Source organism: Paraburkholderia sartisoli, assembly GCF_900107685.1.
In the GTDB taxonomy this organism is placed as follows: domain Bacteria; phylum Pseudomonadota; class Gammaproteobacteria; order Burkholderiales; family Burkholderiaceae; genus Paraburkholderia; species Paraburkholderia sartisoli.
This window is the reverse complement of the sequence record NZ_FNRQ01000003.1, coordinates 494,620-513,482: the sequence shown is the minus strand read 5'-3', so window position 1 is coordinate 513,482 and position 18,863 is coordinate 494,620. Positions and strand designations below refer to the sequence as shown.

The 18,863-nt window shown below is 65.9% G+C and carries 18 protein-coding genes; 13 read left to right on the top strand and 5 right to left on the bottom strand.

What is annotated here, in order from left to right; genetic code table 11:
• Positions 1 to 29 precede the first annotated feature (29 nt).
• Positions 30 to 917: an endo alpha-1,4 polygalactosaminidase gene (locus BLV45_RS13615; protein WP_245753229.1), complete on the top strand. Its 888-nt coding sequence runs from the start codon at positions 30 to 32 to the stop codon at positions 915 to 917.
• Positions 918 to 1,027: 110 nt separating this feature from the next.
• Here BLV45_RS13615 and BLV45_RS13610 read toward each other — a convergent pair whose 3' ends face one another.
• Entirely contained in the window at positions 1,028 to 1,648 is a 621-nt protein-coding gene (locus BLV45_RS13610) for a LysE/ArgO family amino acid transporter (RefSeq protein ID WP_090533735.1), read from the bottom strand.
• 98 nt (positions 1,649 to 1,746) lie between these two features.
• On the opposite strand from BLV45_RS13610, the gene BLV45_RS13605 reads away from it, so the two are divergent.
• Entirely contained in the window at positions 1,747 to 2,682 is a 936-nt protein-coding gene (locus BLV45_RS13605; RefSeq protein WP_090533733.1) for a LysR family transcriptional regulator ArgP, read from the top strand.
• On the opposite strand, the gene BLV45_RS13600 is transcribed toward BLV45_RS13605, so the two are convergent.
• Positions 2,679 to 3,929 carry an MFS transporter gene (locus BLV45_RS13600; protein WP_090533732.1) on the bottom strand — a complete coding sequence of 417 codons (1,251 nt, stop codon included), beginning with the start codon at positions 3,927 to 3,929 and terminating at the stop codon, positions 2,679 to 2,681. The genes BLV45_RS13605 and BLV45_RS13600 overlap by 4 nt on opposite strands.
• Positions 3,926 to 4,963, bottom strand: coding sequence for a photosystem reaction center subunit H (locus BLV45_RS13595; protein WP_090533730.1), 1,038 nt, complete (start codon positions 4,961 to 4,963; stop codon positions 3,926 to 3,928). Before BLV45_RS13595 ends, BLV45_RS13600 begins: the two co-directional genes overlap by 4 nt.
• 541 nt (positions 4,964 to 5,504) lie before the next feature.
• On the opposite strand from BLV45_RS13595, the gene BLV45_RS13590 reads away from it, so the two are divergent.
• The 4 genes from BLV45_RS13590 (at position 5,505) to BLV45_RS13575 (ending at position 8,610) form a co-directional block, all read left to right on the top strand.
• Positions 5,505 to 6,887, top strand: a complete 1,383-nt coding sequence (locus BLV45_RS13590; protein ID WP_090533728.1) for an NCS2 family permease — start codon at positions 5,505 to 5,507, stop codon at positions 6,885 to 6,887.
• 182 nt (positions 6,888 to 7,069) lie between these two features.
• On the top strand, positions 7,070 to 7,477 hold the full coding sequence (locus tag BLV45_RS13585; RefSeq protein WP_322788611.1) for an ArsR/SmtB family transcription factor: 408 nt from the start codon (positions 7,070 to 7,072) through the stop codon (positions 7,475 to 7,477).
• Positions 7,387 to 7,815 carry an SRPBCC family protein gene (locus BLV45_RS13580; protein ID WP_090533724.1) on the top strand — a complete coding sequence of 143 codons (429 nt, stop codon included), beginning with the start codon at positions 7,387 to 7,389 and terminating at the stop codon, positions 7,813 to 7,815. The genes BLV45_RS13585 and BLV45_RS13580 overlap by 91 nt, the downstream gene beginning before the upstream one ends.
• A 21-nt stretch (positions 7,816 to 7,836) precedes the next feature.
• On the top strand, positions 7,837 to 8,610 hold the full coding sequence (locus BLV45_RS13575) for a DUF899 domain-containing protein (protein WP_090533722.1): 774 nt from the start codon (positions 7,837 to 7,839) through the stop codon (positions 8,608 to 8,610).
• A gap of 91 nt (positions 8,611 to 8,701) precedes the next feature.
• Here the strand turns inward: BLV45_RS13575 and BLV45_RS13570 are convergent, their stop codons facing one another.
• Both BLV45_RS13570 and BLV45_RS13565 read right to left on the bottom strand, forming a co-directional pair.
• A complete protein-coding gene (locus BLV45_RS13570) occupies positions 8,702 to 8,884 on the bottom strand; it encodes a hypothetical protein (protein WP_090533721.1) in 183 nt (60 codons plus the stop codon).
• A gap of 285 nt (positions 8,885 to 9,169) precedes the next feature.
• On the bottom strand, positions 9,170 to 10,078 hold the full coding sequence (locus BLV45_RS13565) for an NAD-dependent epimerase/dehydratase family protein (RefSeq protein ID WP_090533719.1): 909 nt from the start codon (positions 10,076 to 10,078) through the stop codon (positions 9,170 to 9,172).
• A 369-nt stretch (positions 10,079 to 10,447) separates the two neighbouring features.
• On the opposite strand from BLV45_RS13565, the gene hutH reads away from it, so the two are divergent.
• From hutH to hutG, 7 genes are all read left to right on the top strand, one after another.
• The gene (gene hutH / locus BLV45_RS13560; protein ID WP_176954162.1) at positions 10,448 to 11,971 is read left to right on the top strand and encodes a histidine ammonia-lyase; all 1,524 of its coding nucleotides are present in this window, start codon (positions 10,448 to 10,450) and stop codon (positions 11,969 to 11,971) included.
• A gap of 21 nt (positions 11,972 to 11,992) precedes the next feature.
• Positions 11,993 to 12,688, top strand: a complete 696-nt coding sequence (gene hutC, locus BLV45_RS13555) for a histidine utilization repressor (RefSeq protein ID WP_090533715.1) — start codon at positions 11,993 to 11,995, stop codon at positions 12,686 to 12,688.
• A 32-nt stretch (positions 12,689 to 12,720) separates the two neighbouring features.
• Entirely contained in the window at positions 12,721 to 14,409 is a 1,689-nt protein-coding gene (gene hutU / locus BLV45_RS13550) for a urocanate hydratase (RefSeq protein ID WP_090533714.1), read from the top strand.
• 3 nt (positions 14,410 to 14,412) lie between these two features.
• Positions 14,413 to 15,012, top strand: coding sequence for a HutD/Ves family protein (locus BLV45_RS13545; protein WP_090533712.1), 600 nt, complete (start codon positions 14,413 to 14,415; stop codon positions 15,010 to 15,012).
• A 66-nt stretch (positions 15,013 to 15,078) separates the two neighbouring features.
• On the top strand, positions 15,079 to 16,299 hold the full coding sequence (gene hutI / locus BLV45_RS13540) for an imidazolonepropionase (protein ID WP_090533710.1): 1,221 nt from the start codon (positions 15,079 to 15,081) through the stop codon (positions 16,297 to 16,299).
• A 32-nt stretch (positions 16,300 to 16,331) separates the two neighbouring features.
• The gene (locus BLV45_RS13535) at positions 16,332 to 17,726 is read left to right on the top strand and encodes a formimidoylglutamate deiminase (protein ID WP_090533708.1); all 1,395 of its coding nucleotides are present in this window, start codon (positions 16,332 to 16,334) and stop codon (positions 17,724 to 17,726) included.
• 93 nt (positions 17,727 to 17,819) lie between these two features.
• A complete protein-coding gene (gene hutG, locus BLV45_RS13530; protein WP_090533706.1) occupies positions 17,820 to 18,635 on the top strand; it encodes an N-formylglutamate deformylase in 816 nt (271 codons plus the stop codon).
• Positions 18,636 to 18,863 lie beyond the last annotated feature (228 nt).

Below are 18,863 nucleotides of genomic sequence, written 5' to 3'. Positions count from 1 at the left end.
TCTCCATTGCATCGACAGGAACAGGTCTCGTGAAGCAGGAACACCTCGACCGTTATTCATTGCGTCCGATGCTGCGGTTCGCGGCGCGCGTCGCGCGCGTTGTGATCGTCGGTGTGCTGTCTTCCGCGGCGCATGCGCAGGCATCGGCGCCGTCGGTCGCGCTGTTCTATGGAGAGCACCCGCCGGTCGCGCAACTGGGCGCGTTCGACGTCGCCGTCATCGAGCCGGACAGCGGCTTCGATCCGCGCGCGCACAGGAACGCACACACCGCGTGGTTTGCGTACGTGAGCGTGGGGGAAGTGTCGCGGGAGCGGCCGTATTACGCGGCGATACCGAAGGCGTGGCTCGTGGGGCGCAACGACATCTGGGCGTCGACGGTGGTCGATCAGGATGCGGCGGGCTGGCCCGCGTTCTATGTCGAGCACGTGATCGCGCCGCTGTGGAAGCTCGGTTATCGCGGCTTCTTTCTCGACACGCTCGATTCGTATCAGCTGGTCGCGAAAACCGCCGAAGCGCGCGCGCGTCAGGAAGCGGGGCTGGTGAGCGTGATCCGCGCGATCAAGACGCGTTATCCGCGCGCGAAGCTGATCTTCAATCGCGGCTTCGAAATCCTGCCGCAGGTGCATGTGCTTGCGTACGCCGTCGCATTCGAGTCGCTATATCGCGGCTGGGATCAGGCGCAACAGCGCTACGTCGAGGTGCCGCAGGACGACCGCGACTGGCTGCTCGCGCAGGCGAAGACGATTCGCGAGCGGTACCGTTTGCCGGTGCTGTCGATCGATTACTGCGCGCCGGGCGATAACGAATGCGCGCGCGATACCGCCGCGCTGATCAGCGCGGCGGGCATCGTGCCGTATGTGACCGATGGCGGGTTGCAGACTGTCGGCACGGGGCCGGCGCGCGCGCCTGGCCGGTGAGGGCGCACCGCGCGCAGGCCGGCACCGCGTGATCCAGATGCTCGATGCGCGCCATGCGGGCTTGTGTCGCGAAAGTTGCCGCCGCTGACGTTGCCATCGGCGCGAACAATTTACCGCAACTGCAGGAACGCGATAAACAGCACCATCCCGCCAATCGCACCGTCGAGCACGCGCCACGCGGCGGCACGCCGGAAGAGCGGTGCGAGCACGCGGGCGCCATAGCCGAGCAGCACGAACCACACCGCGCTCACCGCCATCGCACCGAGCGCGAACGGCATGCGCCCGCTCTGCGCTTCACGCGCCCCGGCCGTGCCGATCAGCAGGAACGTGTCCAGATAGACGTGCGGATTGAGCCACGTCAGCGCGAGCGTCATCAGCAGAACCGGCAGCGCGCGCTGCCGCGCGGGCGCCGCGCCGCCGGCGGCGGCATCGAGCACGGCGTGCCCGGGTTTGGCCGCGCGCCGCAGCGCGCCGATGCCAAACCACACGAGATACGCGAGCCCCACGTACAGCACCGAGTGGATAAACACCGGATAGCGCTCGACGAGCGCGGATGCGCCGCCCACGCCAAGCGCGATCAGGATGAAATCCGACAGCATGCACAGCACGACGATCTTCCCGACGTGCGAGCGCATGATGCCCTGACGCAGAACGAACGCGTTCTGCGCCCCGATGGTGACGATCAGCGAGGCGCACAACGCCGCGCCATGCGAAAAAGCGAGCCAGTCCATAGCCTGATCCAGTAGACGGTTGAAACGAATGGCGCTAGTCTGCGGTTTCGAAACCCGTAAGAGAAGCTAATTCACTTAATGCGGATTAAGGAACGCTAATGCTCGACTATGCCTTGCTGGATGCGCTCGCGGCCGTCGTGCGCCACGGCTCGTTCGACCGCGCCGCGAACGAACTCAACGTGACGCCGTCCGCGGTGTCGCAGCGCGTGAAGCTGCTGGAAGAGCGCGTCGGCAGCGTGCTGGTGAAACGCGGGCAGCCGTGTGTCGCGACAACCTCGGGCGCGCTGCTGTGCCGCCACACCGAGCGCGTGCAACTGCTCGAAGCCGAACTGGGCGGGCGCCTGCCGACGCTGCCAGGCGCGCTCGTCGAATCGTGGCCCACGTTGCGCGTCGCGGTGAACGACGACAGCGTCGGCACCTGGTTCATCGACGCCGTCGCGGATTTTTGCGTCGGGCGCGAAATGCTGCTCGATCTCGTGATCGACGACCAGGATCACACCGCGCAACGCATTCGCGACGGCAGCGTGCAGGGTGCCGTGACGACGCAGGCGGAGCCCGTGCAGGGTTGCCGCTCGACGCGCCTCGGCCGCATGCGCTATCTGGCGGTCTGCGCGCCGCGCTATTTCGAGCGGCATTTCGCCAGAGGCGTCACGCGCGAGACGTTGCGCAACGCGCCGTGCGTCGACTTCAATCCGAAGGACCAGTTGCAGAAGCGCTTCATGCGCCGCGTGACGCGCGCGGAGCTCGATCCGCCGCTGCACTGGATTCCGCACGTCGCGGGATTTCTGCGCGCGTGCGTGACGGGGATGGGGTGGGGCATGTGCCCGGAGCGGATGGTCGCGCCGCATCTGGCGAGCGGCGAACTCGTCGAGATGACGCCGGGCAGGCATCTCGACATCGATCTTTACTGGCAGAGCTGGCGCCTTTCGATCGGCTGGCTCGACGATTTCAGCGCCGAGCTGAAAAAGCGCGCCAGCGAGTTTCTCGACCAGACCGGGCGCGGCGAAACGACGGTCTCGCCGCGCCGGCCCTAATGCACTTCCGGCACCCCGGCCGTTTCGTCGCGCGGCTCGCTGTCGCGCGTCTCGGGCATCGCGACCCACACGAGCAGCACGGCGAGCGCGCCCGCCGCGGCCAGCCCGAAGAAGCTGAACGCATTGCCGAAGTGGTCGGCGACGAACCCCGCCACCGTCGTGCTCAACGTCGCGCCGATCCCGGCCGAGAGCCCGAAGAGCCCGATACACAGGTTGTAGCGTCCCTTGCCGCCGGCGACGTCGGCGGCGATCAGCGGCAGCATCACGCCGAACACGGCGGCGCTCAGGCCGTCGAGCATCTGCACGGGCACGAGCAGATACGGGCTGCTCACGCCGGCAAACAGCAGCGCGCGTAACGGCAGCGCCGAGAAGCCGAGCAGCAGGATCGGCCGGCGTCCCCAGCGTTCGGCCGAGCGGCCGACCCACGGCGAGAGCATCGCGACGATCGCCTGCGGCACGATGATGCAGGCCGCGATCACGAGCTGCACGTAGTCGCCCATGCCGGCCGTCACTTCGCCCGCGGCGAGGTTGAGCATCGCCGCATTCGACAGATGGAACAGCACCACGCAAGCCGCGAAAATCAGCATTCGCTTGTCGCGCAGCAGCTCGCGCAACGTCTCGCGCTCTTCCTTTTCCCGCTTCGGCTTGGGCTTGTGCTTCACGGCGACCGGCACCGGGTTTGGATTCGTGCGGATCATGGCGAGCGCGAAGAGCGCGGGCACCGCGAGTGCGCCGGTGAGCCAGAAGACCGCCCGTGGTGAATAGTATTCGCCGAAGAGTCCCATCAGGCCCGCCGCGACCGCGCTGCCGATCGACGCCCAGCGCGCGTTCTGGCCGAGCCGGTCGCCGAGATCGTGCCTGCCCACCAGCGTGATCGAGATCGCCGCCATCGCCGGCACGAGCATGCAGCTCGCGAAGCCGTGGAAGACTTCCGCGATCATCACCGGCAGCACGGTCGGGCTGCTGGCGAGCAGCAGCGCGCTCACGATGATCGCGATGATCGCCCACGCGGCCGCGCCTTTCTTGTTGCGCAGCGCGTCGACGACGGCGCCGCCTGGCACCTGGCTCACCATCGCGCTGATCGTGCCGACCGAGAGCGCGAGACCGATTTCACCCTGCGTCCACTTGTGCGACGCGAGGTAGGAAGCGATGAACGGACCGAATCCCGTCTGCACATTGGCGACGAAAAAATTCAGCCAGTTGAGGGCACGCAGACTGCGCGCGTCAGCCTTGTGTCGGTCGGTCATCGGGCAGGCTTCACAGAAGAGGCCGTAGCCGTGGATGACGATGCGCCCGCACCCGCTCTCGCAGGCGGGGGAGCGGGAGCCGGAGAGGGTGCGGGCGATGCAGCAGGTGCCGGCGGGGGCGCCGGTGAAACCGCGCGGATCGGCCCGTCTGTCGTGTACGACGGCGACGCCTTGATCTGCGCCTCGCTCAGATCGATGAGCGGCGTCAGCTCCTTGTTCTTCGTGACGAAGTGCAGCGCCGACCAGTTGGCCGCGATCGTGCGCCGGTCGGGGCTGATGATGCCGCTCACGTCGAGCACGACCGCCTGGGGCTGCGCGGCGCCGTCGACCAGCACGTCGATGATGCGTCCCACCTTGCCGCCGTTCGCGCGTTCGACGTTCGTATCGAGGAGCGGCAGCTGTCCGGGGCTCACGGGCGGCGGCGAGGTGCCGGCGAGCGGCCCGGCGAGCTTCGGCCGGATCGAGAACGGCAGCTTGCCCTGCGGCATGTTGATCGTGATCGGTGCGCCTTTCGCGGCGGGCGCGAAGCGGAACGCGCTCCACGGGAAATTCGCCTTGCGGTCGCCGACGCCGAGAAAGCCCAGCAGATTCACGACCATTTCGCGCGGCGTGCCGCTGGCATCCGTGATGAGATCGACCGCGCGGCCGACGACCTTGCCGTCGGGCCGCTGCACTTCGCTGTCGACGAGGCCGTGCGCGCTGTTGCGCTCGATGGTGCGAGTCGTGATGATCGGCGGGGGTGGCGCGGGCGGCGCGGACGCGGGCGCGGGCGGCGGCACTTCCTCGACCTTGTGCGGCTTCACGACCAGATGCTTTGGCTTTCTCGGTATCGGGTGACCGGTGGTGTCGGTCTGCTCGGGCTCGGTGTCCTCGAAGACGAGCGGCGGCGGTTCGGGCACGACCGGAATCGCCTCGGCGTCGCGGATCGGCGCGGGCGATTGCAGTTGCAACGTGCTGCAGCCCGACAGGAACCACGCCGCAAGGACGATCAGGATCGCGAGACGCAAGGCTGGACGTGGGAAACCGCCACTCATCTAGAAGGACTCCATGGGCACAGGCGGGCACGGTCGTGTCCGCCATCGATACAGTTGGTCGCGTGTCAGGGCGAGAGTTTAACCTGCGCGGCGTGCCGGCCTCCGCCGGGGCCGGATTGCAGTCTCGCGGCGCGCCTGCCGGATACGCCGCATCCGCGCACCCGACCTCCGCTGGAAGCGGCCGGTCACGCGTTTCGACGCGCTGGAAACCGTAGGTGTAAACACGCGGCCCGCCGCGCCGCCCGACCGTCCCACAACGACATAAGGACCGCGACATGTTCTTCATGCCGCGCATGCGATGGGAGATATGTTTGTGTTCCCCTACATTTCGGGACAGCACAGGAAGAACAGCGCGTCGCGGGTAGTGGCCGGTTGCAGGCAGATCGTCAGCAAGCGTCTGGCCCGCAAAACGGCTACCCGTTCGACCCTGCAAAAAGAGGCCTCTGGCACGCCAGTGGGCACACATAACACGTAACGAGACAAACCTGATGACGGGCGGTTCGCCGACCGTTTCAGCATGCTGATAAAGGAGTCGCTTGCCATGATGGAACCCCAGGCCCAGCCGATTAGCGAAGTCGGCGTCCAGTCCTTCGACTCGAAGGGCATCCTCGACCGGTACTTTGAAATCACCTCGCGTGGCAGCACGCAGCGCCAGGAACTCGTCGCGGGCATCACGACGTTTCTCGCGATGGTCTATTCCGTGTTCGTCGTGCCGGGCATGTTCGGCAAGGCGGGCTTCGACACGAGCGCGGTATTCGTCGCCGTGTGCCTGACCACGGCGTTCGGCTCGCTCCTGATGGGCGTCTGGGCGAAGCTGCCGATCGCGATCGGCTGCGCGATCTCGCTCACCGCGTTCACCGCATTCGGCCTCGTGCTCGGCAAGGGGCTGCATCCGACGGTCGCGCTCGGCGCGGTCTTCCTGATGGGGCTCGTGTTCACCGGCATCTCGGTGACAGGCGTGCGTTCGTGGATCCTGCGCAATCTGCCGTCGGGCATCGCGCACGGCACGGGCATCGGCATCGGGCTCTTCCTGCTGCTGATCGCGGCCAACGACGTCGGTCTCGTCGTGAAGAATCCGGGGCCGGGACTGCCAGTGCAACTCGGTCACATCACGTCGTTGCCAGTGATCATGTCGGTGGCCGGGCTCGCGGCGATCTTCGGGCTGGTGCGCCGTCGCGTGCCGGGTTCGATCCTGCTCGTGATCGTCGCGATTTCCGCGATCGCGCTGATGATCGATCCGGCGGTCGCGTTTCATGGTTTCTTCGCGGTGCCTTCGCTGTCGGCGCCGGGACACGCGTCGCTTATCGGATCGATGGACATCAAGGGCGCGCTGTCGCTTGCCGTGCTCCCCAGCGTACTCGCGCTCGTGATGACGGCGGTGTTCGACGCCACCGGCACGATTCGCGCCGTCGCGGGGCAGGCCGGCCAGCTGGATGCGAACGGCCGCATTATCAACGGTGGCCGCGCGCTGACGGCCGATTCGATCAGCTCGATCTTCTCCGGCTTCATGGGCGGCGCGCCGGCCGCGGCGTATATCGAATCGACCGTGGGTGTCGCCGCGGGCGCGAAGACGGGTCTTGCCGCCGCCGTGGTCGGACTCGCGTTTCTCGTCGTGATGTTCTTCTCGCCGCTCGCGGGCCTCGTGCCTTCCTATGCGACCGCACCGGCGCTGATGTATGTCGGCCTGCTGATGCTGAGCAGCGTGAGCAAGCTCGACATGAGCGACATGATCGACTCGATGTCCGGCCTCGTCTGCGCCGTGTTCATCGTGCTCACGGCGAACATCGTCACCGGCATCATGCTCGGCTTCTGCACGCTCGTGATCGGCCGCGTGGTGAGCGGCGAGTTCCGCAAGCTCAACGTCGGCACGGTGGCGATCGCGATCGTGCTTGCCGCGTTCTACCTCGGCGGCTGGGCGATCTGATGCGCGCGTGACGCGTACAGTCTGGATCCGCATCGCGTTTTGACGCGATATGTAATACGCGATACGTAATACGCAGGGCGCTTCATGATCATTCGCCATGAAGCGCCTTTTGTTTTTGGTGCGTCGCATGTTCTCTTGACATGCCGGCTTCATCGTCTAAACTTAACTTCATGGTTAAGTATATGGACGCGGCACTGGACCGCACGTTTTCCGCGCTCGCGGACCCCACGCGGCGTGCGATGCTCGCGCGCCTTTCCGGGCAGCACGACCTGTCGGTGAGCGAGCTTGCCGCGCCGTTCGAGATGTCGCTGCCGGCGGTGATGAAGCATCTCGATGTGCTGTCCGAGGCGGGGCTCGTCACGCGCACGAAAACCGGCCGCACCGTGGCGTGCCGGCTCGCGCCCGCGCCCATGGAGGAAGCGATGGAATGGCTCACCCGTTACCAGCGCTTCTGGACTGAACAACTCGATCGACTTGCCGCTTTTGTGGAGAAAGACGCATGCTCACCCGACCCAGTCTTACGATCCAGCGCCACATCAACGCCTCGCCCGAAAAAGTCTGGCGCGCCTGGACGGACCCGGCGCAAATAGCGAAGTGGTGGACCCCGATGGGCAACAAGGTCGTGCAGGCCGACATGGACGTGCGCGTGGGCGGCCGGTTTCACGTGATCATGCATGCGCCGGATGGCGGAACGAACGACGTCAGCGGCGAATATCGCGAGGTCGTACCCGGCACGAAACTGGTGTTCACCTGGGCGTGGATCACGACACCCGAGCACGAATCGCTCGTCACGATCACGCTGAGGCGCGATGGCGACGCAACCCTTCTTACGCTCACGCACGAGCAGTTCGTCGACGAGGCCGCGCGCGACAGTCACCACGCCGGCTGGACGGATGTGCTCGACACGCTCGAGCGTCTCTTTGCCTGATCCGATACGGAGGAAGCAAGCATGGAACCGCACACAATCGTCTCAAGGGAAGAATGGATCGCCGCGCAGCGCGCGCATCTCGCGCACGAAAAGGCGTGGACGCATGCACGCGATGAACTGAACCGCAAGCGCCTCGCGCTGCCGTGGGTGAAGGTCGAGAAAGACTACACGTTCGACACGCCGCGGGGTCGCCAGACGCTCGCTGATCTGTTCGATGGACGCAGCCAGCTGCTCGTCTATCACTTCATGTTCGGGCCCGACTGGGAAGAGGGCTGCCCGGGCTGCTCGTTCGGCATGGATCATACCGATGGCGCGCTTCTTCATCTCGAACATCACGACGTGTCGTTCGTGGCCGTTTCGCGTGCGCCGCTCGCGAAACTCGAAGCGTTCAAAAAGAGAATGGGCTGGAAATTCCGCTGGGTGTCGTCGGCGCAAAGCGATTTCAACTACGACTACAACGTGTCGTTCACCGACGACCAGAAGAAGGCGGGCAAGGTCTTCTACAACTTCGGCGTACACGATTTCGAGTGTGACGAAATGCACGGGCTGAGCGCGTTCTACAAGGATGAGGACGGCGTCGTGTATCACACGTTCTCGCGCTATGCGCGCGGCGACGAGCCGATGGTCGGCACGTACGCATTTCTCGACGTCGCGCCCAAAGGGCGCAACGAAACGAACGGCATGATGGACTGGATGCGTCATCACGACCGCTACGAAGACGACGGCCGGCAGCAGCAGAACGCGGCGGCACGCGAAGAAGGATCGTGCTGTGGGGAGACGTCGCGCGGAAAGTGAGTGCGCGAACGGCGGGAGAAGACAGCGTTAAACGCGGCGCGTGAGTGATGCGTTAGTCGTGCGTTCGTTGCACGTCATGACGCGCCGCGACTTACAGCGCCATTTCGAATGCGGGTTTGAGGAAGAACTCGATCGCCATCACGGCGAGCCCCATCGCGGCGGCGGAGAGCGTCAGCGTGCCGTATTCATCGTGGCGCGCGTCATAGAGACACGCCACGATGAAGAGGATCGCGAGCAGGTTGGTCAGCCAGTCGAAATTGAGTGCAATAAACATCGGGAATCCGCGCCCGGCGACACAACGCGCCAAATAATGAGCGCGATTCTATCGAGTCGAGCTTACGGATCCGCTACACGAATGCGCGGTGTGGTGCGCATGTCACGACTTCCTGCATTTACCCCGCGAACAGCTTACGGCGCGCTCACGATCTGTCGATCGGAGTTCGCGTTTTAGCTGTCGACCAGAGTTAGCGCTTCAGCGCTTACTCTGGTCCCATGCAAGGTACTTGCGGTCGACCAGAGTTCGCGCTTGAGCGCGTTACTCGGGTCCCGTGCAGGGTACTTACTCTGTTCCCATGCAAGGTCCCTGCTGACGGATCCACTCGATCACCGACGTATGCCGCGGCTTCCAGCCAAGCAATGTGCGTGCGCGCTGTCCGCGTACACGGCTGTTCGAGCCCAGTCCGTACGACGCCATTTCATAGCCCCATTCCTGCTTCGCTTCTTCGAGCGGCCAGTCCTGCGGCTTGCCGAGCTTGAGCGCGTCGGCCATTGCCGAGGTCATGTCACGGAACATCGCTTCGCCGCTTTCGACGAAATAGAACGTGCCGGCCGGCGATTTTTCGAGCGCGAGGCGATAAAGCTCGACGACGTCGTCGATATGCACGTTCGACCAGATGTTGCCGCCGCTGCCGACGTGCCGCACCACGCCGCTCTTTTGTGCCTGACGCAGCAGACGCGGCAGCTGCACGCTTTGCGCGCCCGGCACCGCGCCGTGACCGTAGATCAGCGTGTTGCACAGCACGCTCGCGCGGATGCCGCGGCTGGCGGCGTCGAGCACGAGGTTGTCGATCGCGACGCGCGGCGCCTTGTCGGCGGTCGGCTCGGGCAGACGGTCTTCGTAGTAGATCGCGTCGGTGCCTTCGCCGCCGGACGCATCGCCCACGATGCTCGAACCGCTCGTGTGCAGAAACGGCTTGCCTGAGCCGGCGAGTCCTTCGATCAGCGCCTCGACGGCGCCGCGGTGGTCGCTGCTGGCGGCGTTGATGACGCCGTCGGCGGCCTGCGCCTGCGCGATCAGCAACGCGCGGTCGTCGAGGTCGCCCATGACGGGTTCGATGCCCAGACGCCTGAGCGCCTCGGCCTGTTCGGGACGGCGCACGAGCCCCGTGACCTGATGCCCGGCGCGCACGAGGCCCGCCGCAATGGAACCGCCGATAAAGCCCGCTGCACCCGTGACGAAAACTTTCATGACCTGACTCCTGCTGGTTGATTCGCGATGAGAGGCGTCCAGTATCCATCTGGTGGACTTTGTCAGAAAGTGGATGTGTATCAAATGAATCTTGATTTTTAGTCAATAAAACGGTGCTTCGATGCCGCCGCAATGCCGTTATTTTGTCTGGTTGCGAGTCGCAACGGAGAGGGTGTATATACAAGTTATAACGCTGGCCGATGAGACAACCAGCCGGCATGAGGCGCGTCTGCCGAGAGCCGGAAGGGCTGGTGGAGCTGGATTCTCCCGCTTCTACAGGAAACCCCTAATCCCAATCTCACAAAAACAAGTTGTATAGACAACAGCGCGACGCTACACTTCAAACTCAATTGTATAGACAGGATTCTCATCATGATTCTTACGCCCGGCAGCCTGACCCTCAAACAACTCCGCGTCATTGCCCGCGAGCAGGTCACGCTTGAACTCGACCCGGCCAGCTTCGCGGCCATCGACGCCGGCGCGCAGGCCGTCGCGGACATCGCCGCGAAGGGCGAGCCGGCGTATGGCATCAACACCGGCTTTGGCCGCCTTGCCAGCACGCACATCCCGCACGACCAGCTCGAGCTGCTGCAACGCAACCTCGTGCTGTCGCACGCGGTCGGTGTGGGCGAGCCGATGTCGCGCCCGGTGGTGCGTCTCCTGATGGCGCTGAAACTGTCGAGCCTCGGCCGCGGCCATTCGGGCATTCGCCGCGAAGTGATGAACGCGCTGATCACACTGTTCAACGCCGACGTGCTGCCGGTGATTCCGGTGAAGGGCTCGGTCGGCGCGTCGGGCGACCTCGCGCCGCTCGCGCACATGTCGGGCGTGCTGCTCGGCATCGGCGAAGTGTTCATTCGCGGCGAGCGCGCGGCCGCCACCGAAGGCCTGCGCGTCGCCGGTCTCAAGCCGCTCACGCTGCAGGCGAAGGAAGGCCTCGCGCTCCTCAACGGCACGCAGGCGTCTACCGCGCTCGCGCTCTACAACATGTTCGCGATCGAAGACCTGTTCCGCACGGCGCTCGTCTCCGGCGCGCTGTCGGTCGACGCGGCCATGGGCTCGGTCAAGCCGTTCGACCACCGCATCCACGCGCTGCGCGGCCATCAAGGCCAGATCGACGCCGCAGCGGCGTACCGCTCGCTCCTCAATGGCTCGGCGATCAACGTTTCACACGCCGGTTGCGACAAGGTGCAGGACCCGTACAGCCTGCGCTGCCAGCCGCAGGTGATGGGCGCGTGTCTCGACCAGATGCGCCGCGCCGCCGACGTGCTGCTGATCGAAGCGAACGCGGTGTCCGATAACCCGCTGATTTTCCCGGACACGGGCGAAGTGCTGTCGGGTGGCAACTTCCACGCCGAGCCGGTCGCGTTCGCGGCGGACAATCTCGCGCTTGCCGTCGCCGAAATCGGCGCGCTCGCCGAGCGCCGCATCGCGCTCCTGATCGACGCGACGCTGTCGGGCCTGCCGCCGTTCCTTGTCCGCGATGGCGGCGTGAACTCCGGCTTCATGATCGCGCACGTCACGGCCGCCGCGCTCGCCTCGGAAAACAAGACGCTCGCGCATCCCGCCTCGGTGGATTCGCTGCCCACGTCCGCGAACCAGGAGGATCACGTTTCGATGGCGACGTTCGCCGCGCGCAAGCTCGCCGACATGGCGGAGAACACCGCGAACATCCTGTCGATCGAACTGCTGGCCGCGGCGCAAGGCATCGACCTGCGCGCGCCGTACCAGACGAGCCCGAGCCTGCAACGCGTGATGCAGACCGTGCGCGGCGAAGTCACGCATTACGAGCTCGATCATTACTTCTCGCCGGACATCGTCGCGATTACGCGCCTGGTTCAGAACGGCACGATCGCGGCGCACGCGCCGTTCTCGTTCGCGTCCGAACAGTAAGCACATCGAGCACGATCAGACATGAACGCACCGGCTTATCAGGGGATCAAGGACTTCATCCTCGGCCGCATTCACGCGGGCGAGTGGGCGGAAGGCGACCAGGTCCCGTCGGAAAACGAACTGGCGCGCGAGTTTAACGTCGCGCGCATGACGGTGAACCGCGCGCTGCGCGAACTCACGTCGGAGCAGGTGCTCACGCGCGTGCAGGGTTCCGGCACGTTCGTCGCGCGGCCGAAGTACGAGTCGACGCTGGTCGCGATCCGCAGCATCTCCGACGAAATCGTCGCGCGCGGCCATCGTTATCACGCGAGCGTGCTGCACGTCGGCGCGACGATCGCCGACGAGGTGCTCGCCGGGGAAATGCAGGTCAACGCAGGCAGCCCGCTCTTTCACTCGCGCCTGCTGCATTTCGAAAACGACGAGCCGGTGCAGCTCGAGGAACGCTGGGTCAATCCGTCGGTTGCACCTGAATACGCGTTGCAGGATTTCACGAGCACGACGCCGAACCAGTATCTCGTGCGCGTCGCGCCGCTGCAGCGCGTCGAGTACCGCATCGAGGCGCTCGCCGCGGACGACGAGACCCGCGTGCTCCTCACCATGGATCAAACGGAGGCCTGCCTCGTGCTGCATCGACGCACGTGGTCGCAGGGTCTGGTCGCTTCGGTGGCCAACCTGTGGCATCCCGGCAGCCGCTATCGCTTCACCGGACACTTCTGAACTTTCTCTCTGGGCATTTGAGGGCCATCACCATGAACAACCCGAAACATATCGACCCGCGTCTCGACCCGACCCGCACGATCCGCGCGCCGCGCGGCAGCGAAAAGACCTGCAAGACGTGGATCGCGGAAGCCGCGTACCGCATGATCCAGAATAATCTGGACCCGGAAGTCGCCGAGCATCCGCATGCGCTCGTGGTGTACGGTGGCATCGGCCGCGCCGCGCGCAACTGGGACTGCTTCGACCAGATCCTCAAGTCGCTCAAGGACCTGAACGAGGACGAAACGCTGCTGATCCAGTCGGGCAAGCCGGTCGGCGTGTTCAGGACGCATGCGGACGCGCCGCGCGTGCTGCTCGCGAACTCGAACCTCGTGCCGCACTGGGCGACGTGGGAACACTTCCACGAGCTCGACCGCAAGGGCCTGATGATGTACGGCCAGATGACGGCGGGCAGCTGGATCTACATCGGCAGCCAGGGCATCGTGCAGGGCACGTACGAAACGTTCTTCTCGGTGGCGAACCAGCACTTCAACGGCGACCCGTCGGGCCGCTGGATCCTGACGGGCGGCCTCGGCGGCATGGGCGGCGCGCAGCCGCTCGCCGCGACGATGGCGGGCTTCTCGATGATCGCGGTGGAATGCGACGAGACGCGTATCGACTTCCGTCTGAAGACGCGCTACGTCGACAAAAAAGCGGCGACGCTCGACGAGGCGCTCGCGATGCTCGACGAAGCGAAGAAGGCCGGCAAGCCGGTTTCGATTGGTCTGCTCGGCAACGCCGCCGACGTGTTCGCCGAATGCGTGACGCGCGGCATCACGCCGGATTGCGTGACGGACCAGACGAGCGCGCACGATCCGATTCACGGTTACCTGCCGCAGGGCTGGAACGTCGAGGACTGGCGCGAGCGCCAGAAGACGGTGCCGGACAGCATCGTGCTGCCCGCGAAGCAGTCGATGGCAAAGCAGGTGCAGGCGATGCTCACGCTGCAGGAACGCGGCGCGGCCACGCTCGACTACGGCAACAACATCCGCCAGATGGCGCTGGAAATGGGCGTCGAAAACGCGTTCGATTTTCCGGGCTTCGTGCCGGCGTATATCCGTCCGTTGTTCTGCGAGGGCAAGGGGCCGTTCCGCTGGGTCGCGCTGTCGGGCGATCCGGAGGACATCTACAAGACCGATGCGAAGGTCAAGGAACTGATCCCGGACGATCCGCATCTGCACAACTGGCTCGACATGGCGCGCGAACGCATCGCGTTCCAGGGGCTGCCCGCGCGGATCTGCTGGGTCGGCGTGAAGGATCGCTATCGCCTCGGCCAGGCGTTCAACGAAATGGTGAAGAACGGCGAACTGAAGGCACCGGTCGTGATCGGCCGCGACCACCTCGACACGGGTTCGGTGGCGAGCCCGAACCGCGAAACGGAATCGATGAAGGACGGCTCGGATGCCGTCAGCGACTGGCCGCTGCTCAACGCATTGCTGAACACGGCAGGCGGCGCTTCGTGGGTGTCGCTGCATCACGGCGGAGGCGTCGGCATGGGCTTCAGCCAGCACTCGGGCGTCGTGATCGTCGCCGACGGCACGGATGCGGCGAAGGAGCGTCTTGGTCGCGTGCTGTTCAACGATCCGGCGACAGGCGTGATGCGTCACGCGGATGCCGGCTACGAACTCGCGCGTGAAACGGCGCGCGAGGCCGGCCTCAATCTGCCGATGCTCGGCCGCTGACCGATGGCGCGCGCGTTGAATCCGGCGCAGGTGTCGTTGCTGCGCGGCGTCGACCTCGTGGCGTCGCCGTGGAAGAACGGCGGCGGCGTCACGCGGGAAATCGCGGTCGCGCCGGAAGGCGCGGCGCTCGATACGTTCGTGTGGCGCGTGAGCGTCGCCGACGTGGCGCAGCCGGGGCCGTTCTCGCGTTTCGCGGGCATCGACCGCGCGCTGGTGCTGCTCGCGGGCGCGGGCATGCTGCTCGACGACGCCGAAGGTCACACGCATGCGCTGACGCAGCCGCTCGATATCGCACGCTTCACGGGCGAGGCGTCGATCGATGCGCGGCTCGTCGATGGCGCGACGCGCGACTTCAACCTGATGGTGCGGCGTGGCGCGGCGACGGGCGACATCGAAGTCTGGCGCGGCGCAACGGAACATACGCTGACGGCTGACGTCGCGTTGCTGTTCTGCGCGGCGGGTCAGGCGGAAATCACGCTCGAAGGGCACGCGCCGTTTCATCTCGCGGACAATGACACGCTGCGCATCGACGCCCCGCACGCGCTGGCGTGCATCGTGAAGTGCGCGGGCGCGGTGCTCGCGACCGGCGTTCGCTACGCATGACGACGAACGCGCCTTCGATGCATCGAAGCCGCGTTTTTTTCGCATCCACATGGCAATGAGCACGCGATGAAGCACACCGTCTGGCATCACCTGAATCTCTGCGCGCAAGGCGATCCGGAGCAGACCATTCGCGACGCGGCGATCGCCGTGCGCGACGGCCAGATCGCCTGGCTTGGCGCGTCACACGCACTTCCTGAAGAATACGGAACGTGGCCCCGCGAAGACCTCGCCGGCGCGTGGGTGACGCCGGGTCTCGTCGATTGCCACACGCATCTCGTGTATGGCGGGCAGCGCGCCGATGAATTCGCGCAGCGCCTCGCCGGCGTGAGCTACGAAGAGATCGCGAAGCAGGGCGGCGGCATCGTCTCGACGGTGCGCGCGACGCGTGCCGCCGAGGAAGACACGCTGTTCCGTCAATCGGCGGCGCGCCTCGAACCGCTCCTCGCCGAAGGCGTCACGGCGGTAGAAATCAAGTCGGGTTACGGTCTCGATCTGGCGAGCGAGCGCAAGATGCTGCGCGTCGCGCGACGCCTCGGCGAACGCTATCCGGTTTCCGTCTACACGACGTTTCTGGGCGCGCACGCGTTGCCGCCTGAATTCGCCGGCCGCGCCGACGACTACATCGCCGAAGTCTGCGAGCGCATGCTGCCCGCGCTCGCCGATGAAGGTCTGGTGGACGCGGTCGACGTGTTCTGCGAACGCATCGGTTTTTCGCTTGCGCAAAGCGAGCGCGTGTTCGAAGCGGCGGAGCGCCACGGGCTGCCCGTGAAGATGCACGCCGAGCAGTTGTCGAACAGCGGCGGCACCGCGCTCGCCGCGCGGCATCGCGCGCTCTCCGCTGATCACCTCGAATTTCTCGACGAAGCCGGCGTCGCCGCGATGAAGGCGTCGGGCACGGTCGCCGTGCTGCTGCCGGGCGCGTATTACTTCATCCGCGAGACGCAGTTGCCGCCCATCGATCTGCTGCGCCGTCACGGCGTGCCGGTCGCGATTTCCACCGACAGCAATCCCGGCACGTCGCCCGCGACCTCGCTGCTGCTGATGATGAACATGGCGACGACGCTCTTTCGCATGACCGTCCCCGAAGTGCTGCAAGGCGTGACGACGCACGCGGCGCGCGCGCTCGGTCAGGCGGCACGGCACGGCACGCTGGCGGTGGGACGCCAGGCGGATTTCGCGGTGTGGTCCGTCGATACGCTCGCGGAACTCGCGTACTGGATCGGCCGTCCGCTGTGCGCGCGCGTCGTGCGCGCGGGCGAGACGGTCCATACACGGCGCGGCGCCTGAAGCCGCGCAGGCACTCTTCACAAGGTCCGACGATGACTCAATCCGTTCAATCGCTGTTCGCCGACCACGCATATCTGCCGGGCGGCTGGCGTCGCAACGTGCGGCTCGAATGGAACGCCGCCGGCATGCTGACCGCCGTGACGCCGGACAGCACGGCCGCCTCTACGGGTGTGGCCCGCGCCGCGGGCCCCGTGCTGCCCGGCATGCCGAACCTGCATTCGCACGCGTTCCAGCGCGCGATGGCCGGCCTTACCGAATACCGCGCCAACGCCACCGATACGTTCTGGAGCTGGCGCGAACTGATGTATCGCTTCGCCGCGCGCATCTCGCCCGAAGGGCTTGCCGCCATCGCGCAGTGGCTCTACATCGAAATGCTGAAGGCGGGCTACACGTCCGTGTGCGAATTCCACTACGTGCATCACACGCCCGACGGCAGCCGTTACGCGAACACGGCGGAACTGGCTGAACGCGTCGTCGATGCGGCCCGGGCGAGCGGCATCGGCATGACGATGCTGCCCGTGCTTTACCAGTACAGCGGCTTTGGCGCGCTCGCGCCGCGCGAAGATCAGCGGCGCTTCATCAACACGCCCGGGAGCCTGCTCGATCTGCTGGATCGGTTGCGCACCGCGCGCCCCGAAGACGCCGCGCTGCGCTACGGCGTCGCGCCGCATTCGCTGCGCGCGGTCTCCGGCGATTCGCTGCGTGCGTTGCTGGGCGGACTCGATGCGATGCTGCCGCGCGCACCGGTACACATCCACATTGCCGAGCAGACCGCCGAAGTCGACGCGTGCCTCGAAACCGAAGGCGCGCGGCCGGTGCAGTGGCTGCTCGATCGCTTCGATGTCGATTCGCGCTGGTGCCTCGTCCACGCGACGCACGTCGATGCGACGGAAACCGTGGCGATGGCTCGGCGCGGAGCCGTGGCGGGCCTTTGTCTCACGACGGAAGCGAATCTCGGCGACGGCATTTTTCCCGCACAGGAATACCTCGATGCAGGCGGGCGCTTCGGCATCGGATCGGACAGCCATATTGGCGTCGACTGGCGTTCGGAGCTGCGGTTGCTCGAATATGGGCAACGTCTGTCGCGGCGTCAGCGCAACGTGCTGGCTTCGGCGGATGCGACGCACGTGGCCGACCGGCTTTTTGGCGCGGCGCTCGAAGGCGGCGCGCGTGCCACCGGGCGCGCGGTGGGTGCGTTGCAGACGGGCCATCGCGCGGACTGGCTCGTGCTCGATGCGAACCACGCGAGCATCGCGGAGCATGCGCCCGACGCGTGGCTCTCAGGTGTCGTATTCTGTGAACACGGCGAGACGCCGGTGCGCGACGTCTACGCGGGCGGCGACAAGGTGGTCGACAACCGCCGGCATCGCGACGAGGAACGCGCGTGGTCGCAGTACCGCGTCGCGCTCGCCGAACTGCTGAAATGATCCGCTGAATGAATCCACGAAGGGCAGAACCGGATTCCGGAGCTGCCCGCGAACCGCATGAACTGCCTCTGAACTGACCCGGACCGGACTGCTATGACCGCATCGACTTCCACGCCGGTTTTCTCGCTGCATCAGGGAAGCCTGCCGCTTTTGATCTCGATTCCGCACGTGGGCACGCGCATTCCCGACGACATTGCCGCGACCATGACGCCAGCGGCCGCGCGCACCGACGATTGCGACTGGCATCTCGACCGCCTGTATGCCTTCGCGAGGCGCCTCGGCGCATCGATCCTGATGCCGGTGTACGCGCGCTATGTGATCGACCTGAACCGTCCGCCCGACGGCGCGAACCTCTATCCGGGCCAGGACACGACCGGGCTGCTGCCCGTCGATACGTTCGACAAGGAGCCGCTTTATCGCGAAGGCCATCTGCCGGACGACGCCGAAATCGCGCGTCGCCGCGACGCGTACTGGAAGCCGTATCACGAGACCATCGAGCGCGAACTCGCGGCGCTCAAGGCGAAACACGGCAAGGTGCTGCTGTGGGAAGCGCACTCGATCCGCTCGCACGTGCCGCGTTTTTTCGAGGGACGTCTGCCGGATTTCAACTTCGGCACGTCGAACGGTGCAAGCGCCGCACCGGGGCTCGCCGACGAACTGGCCGGCATCGTCGCGGCGCACGGCGGTTACACCGGCGTGGCGAACGGCCGTTTCAAGGGCGGCTACATCACGCGCCACTATGGCCAGCCGGAGAAGGGCGTGCATGCGGTTCAGCTCGAACTGACGCAAATCACGTACATGCAGGAAGAAATGCCCTATTCATACGACGAAGCGCGGGCAGCCCAGGTCGAGCCGCTGCTTGAAACGCTGGTCAAAGCCGCGATGGCGCGCGTTCTGGCCGCCGTCTGACGCTCGAAACCCTGGCGCGCAAAAATACAAGCACAGAGCGCGCCAGCCATTCGACGTCCGGCCCCGTGGGCCCCGGCACGGACGTGCGCCTCGTCGGGCCTCATTTCCACGCGTAAGGAACGCAAGCCGTTCGCCCGTGTCAATCCAGCACGCCATGCGCGCTGCGAGCCAGCGCAATGCAGAAGCGCAACGCCGGCCCGCGCGCGGGTTGCGCGCGGCATGGCGATG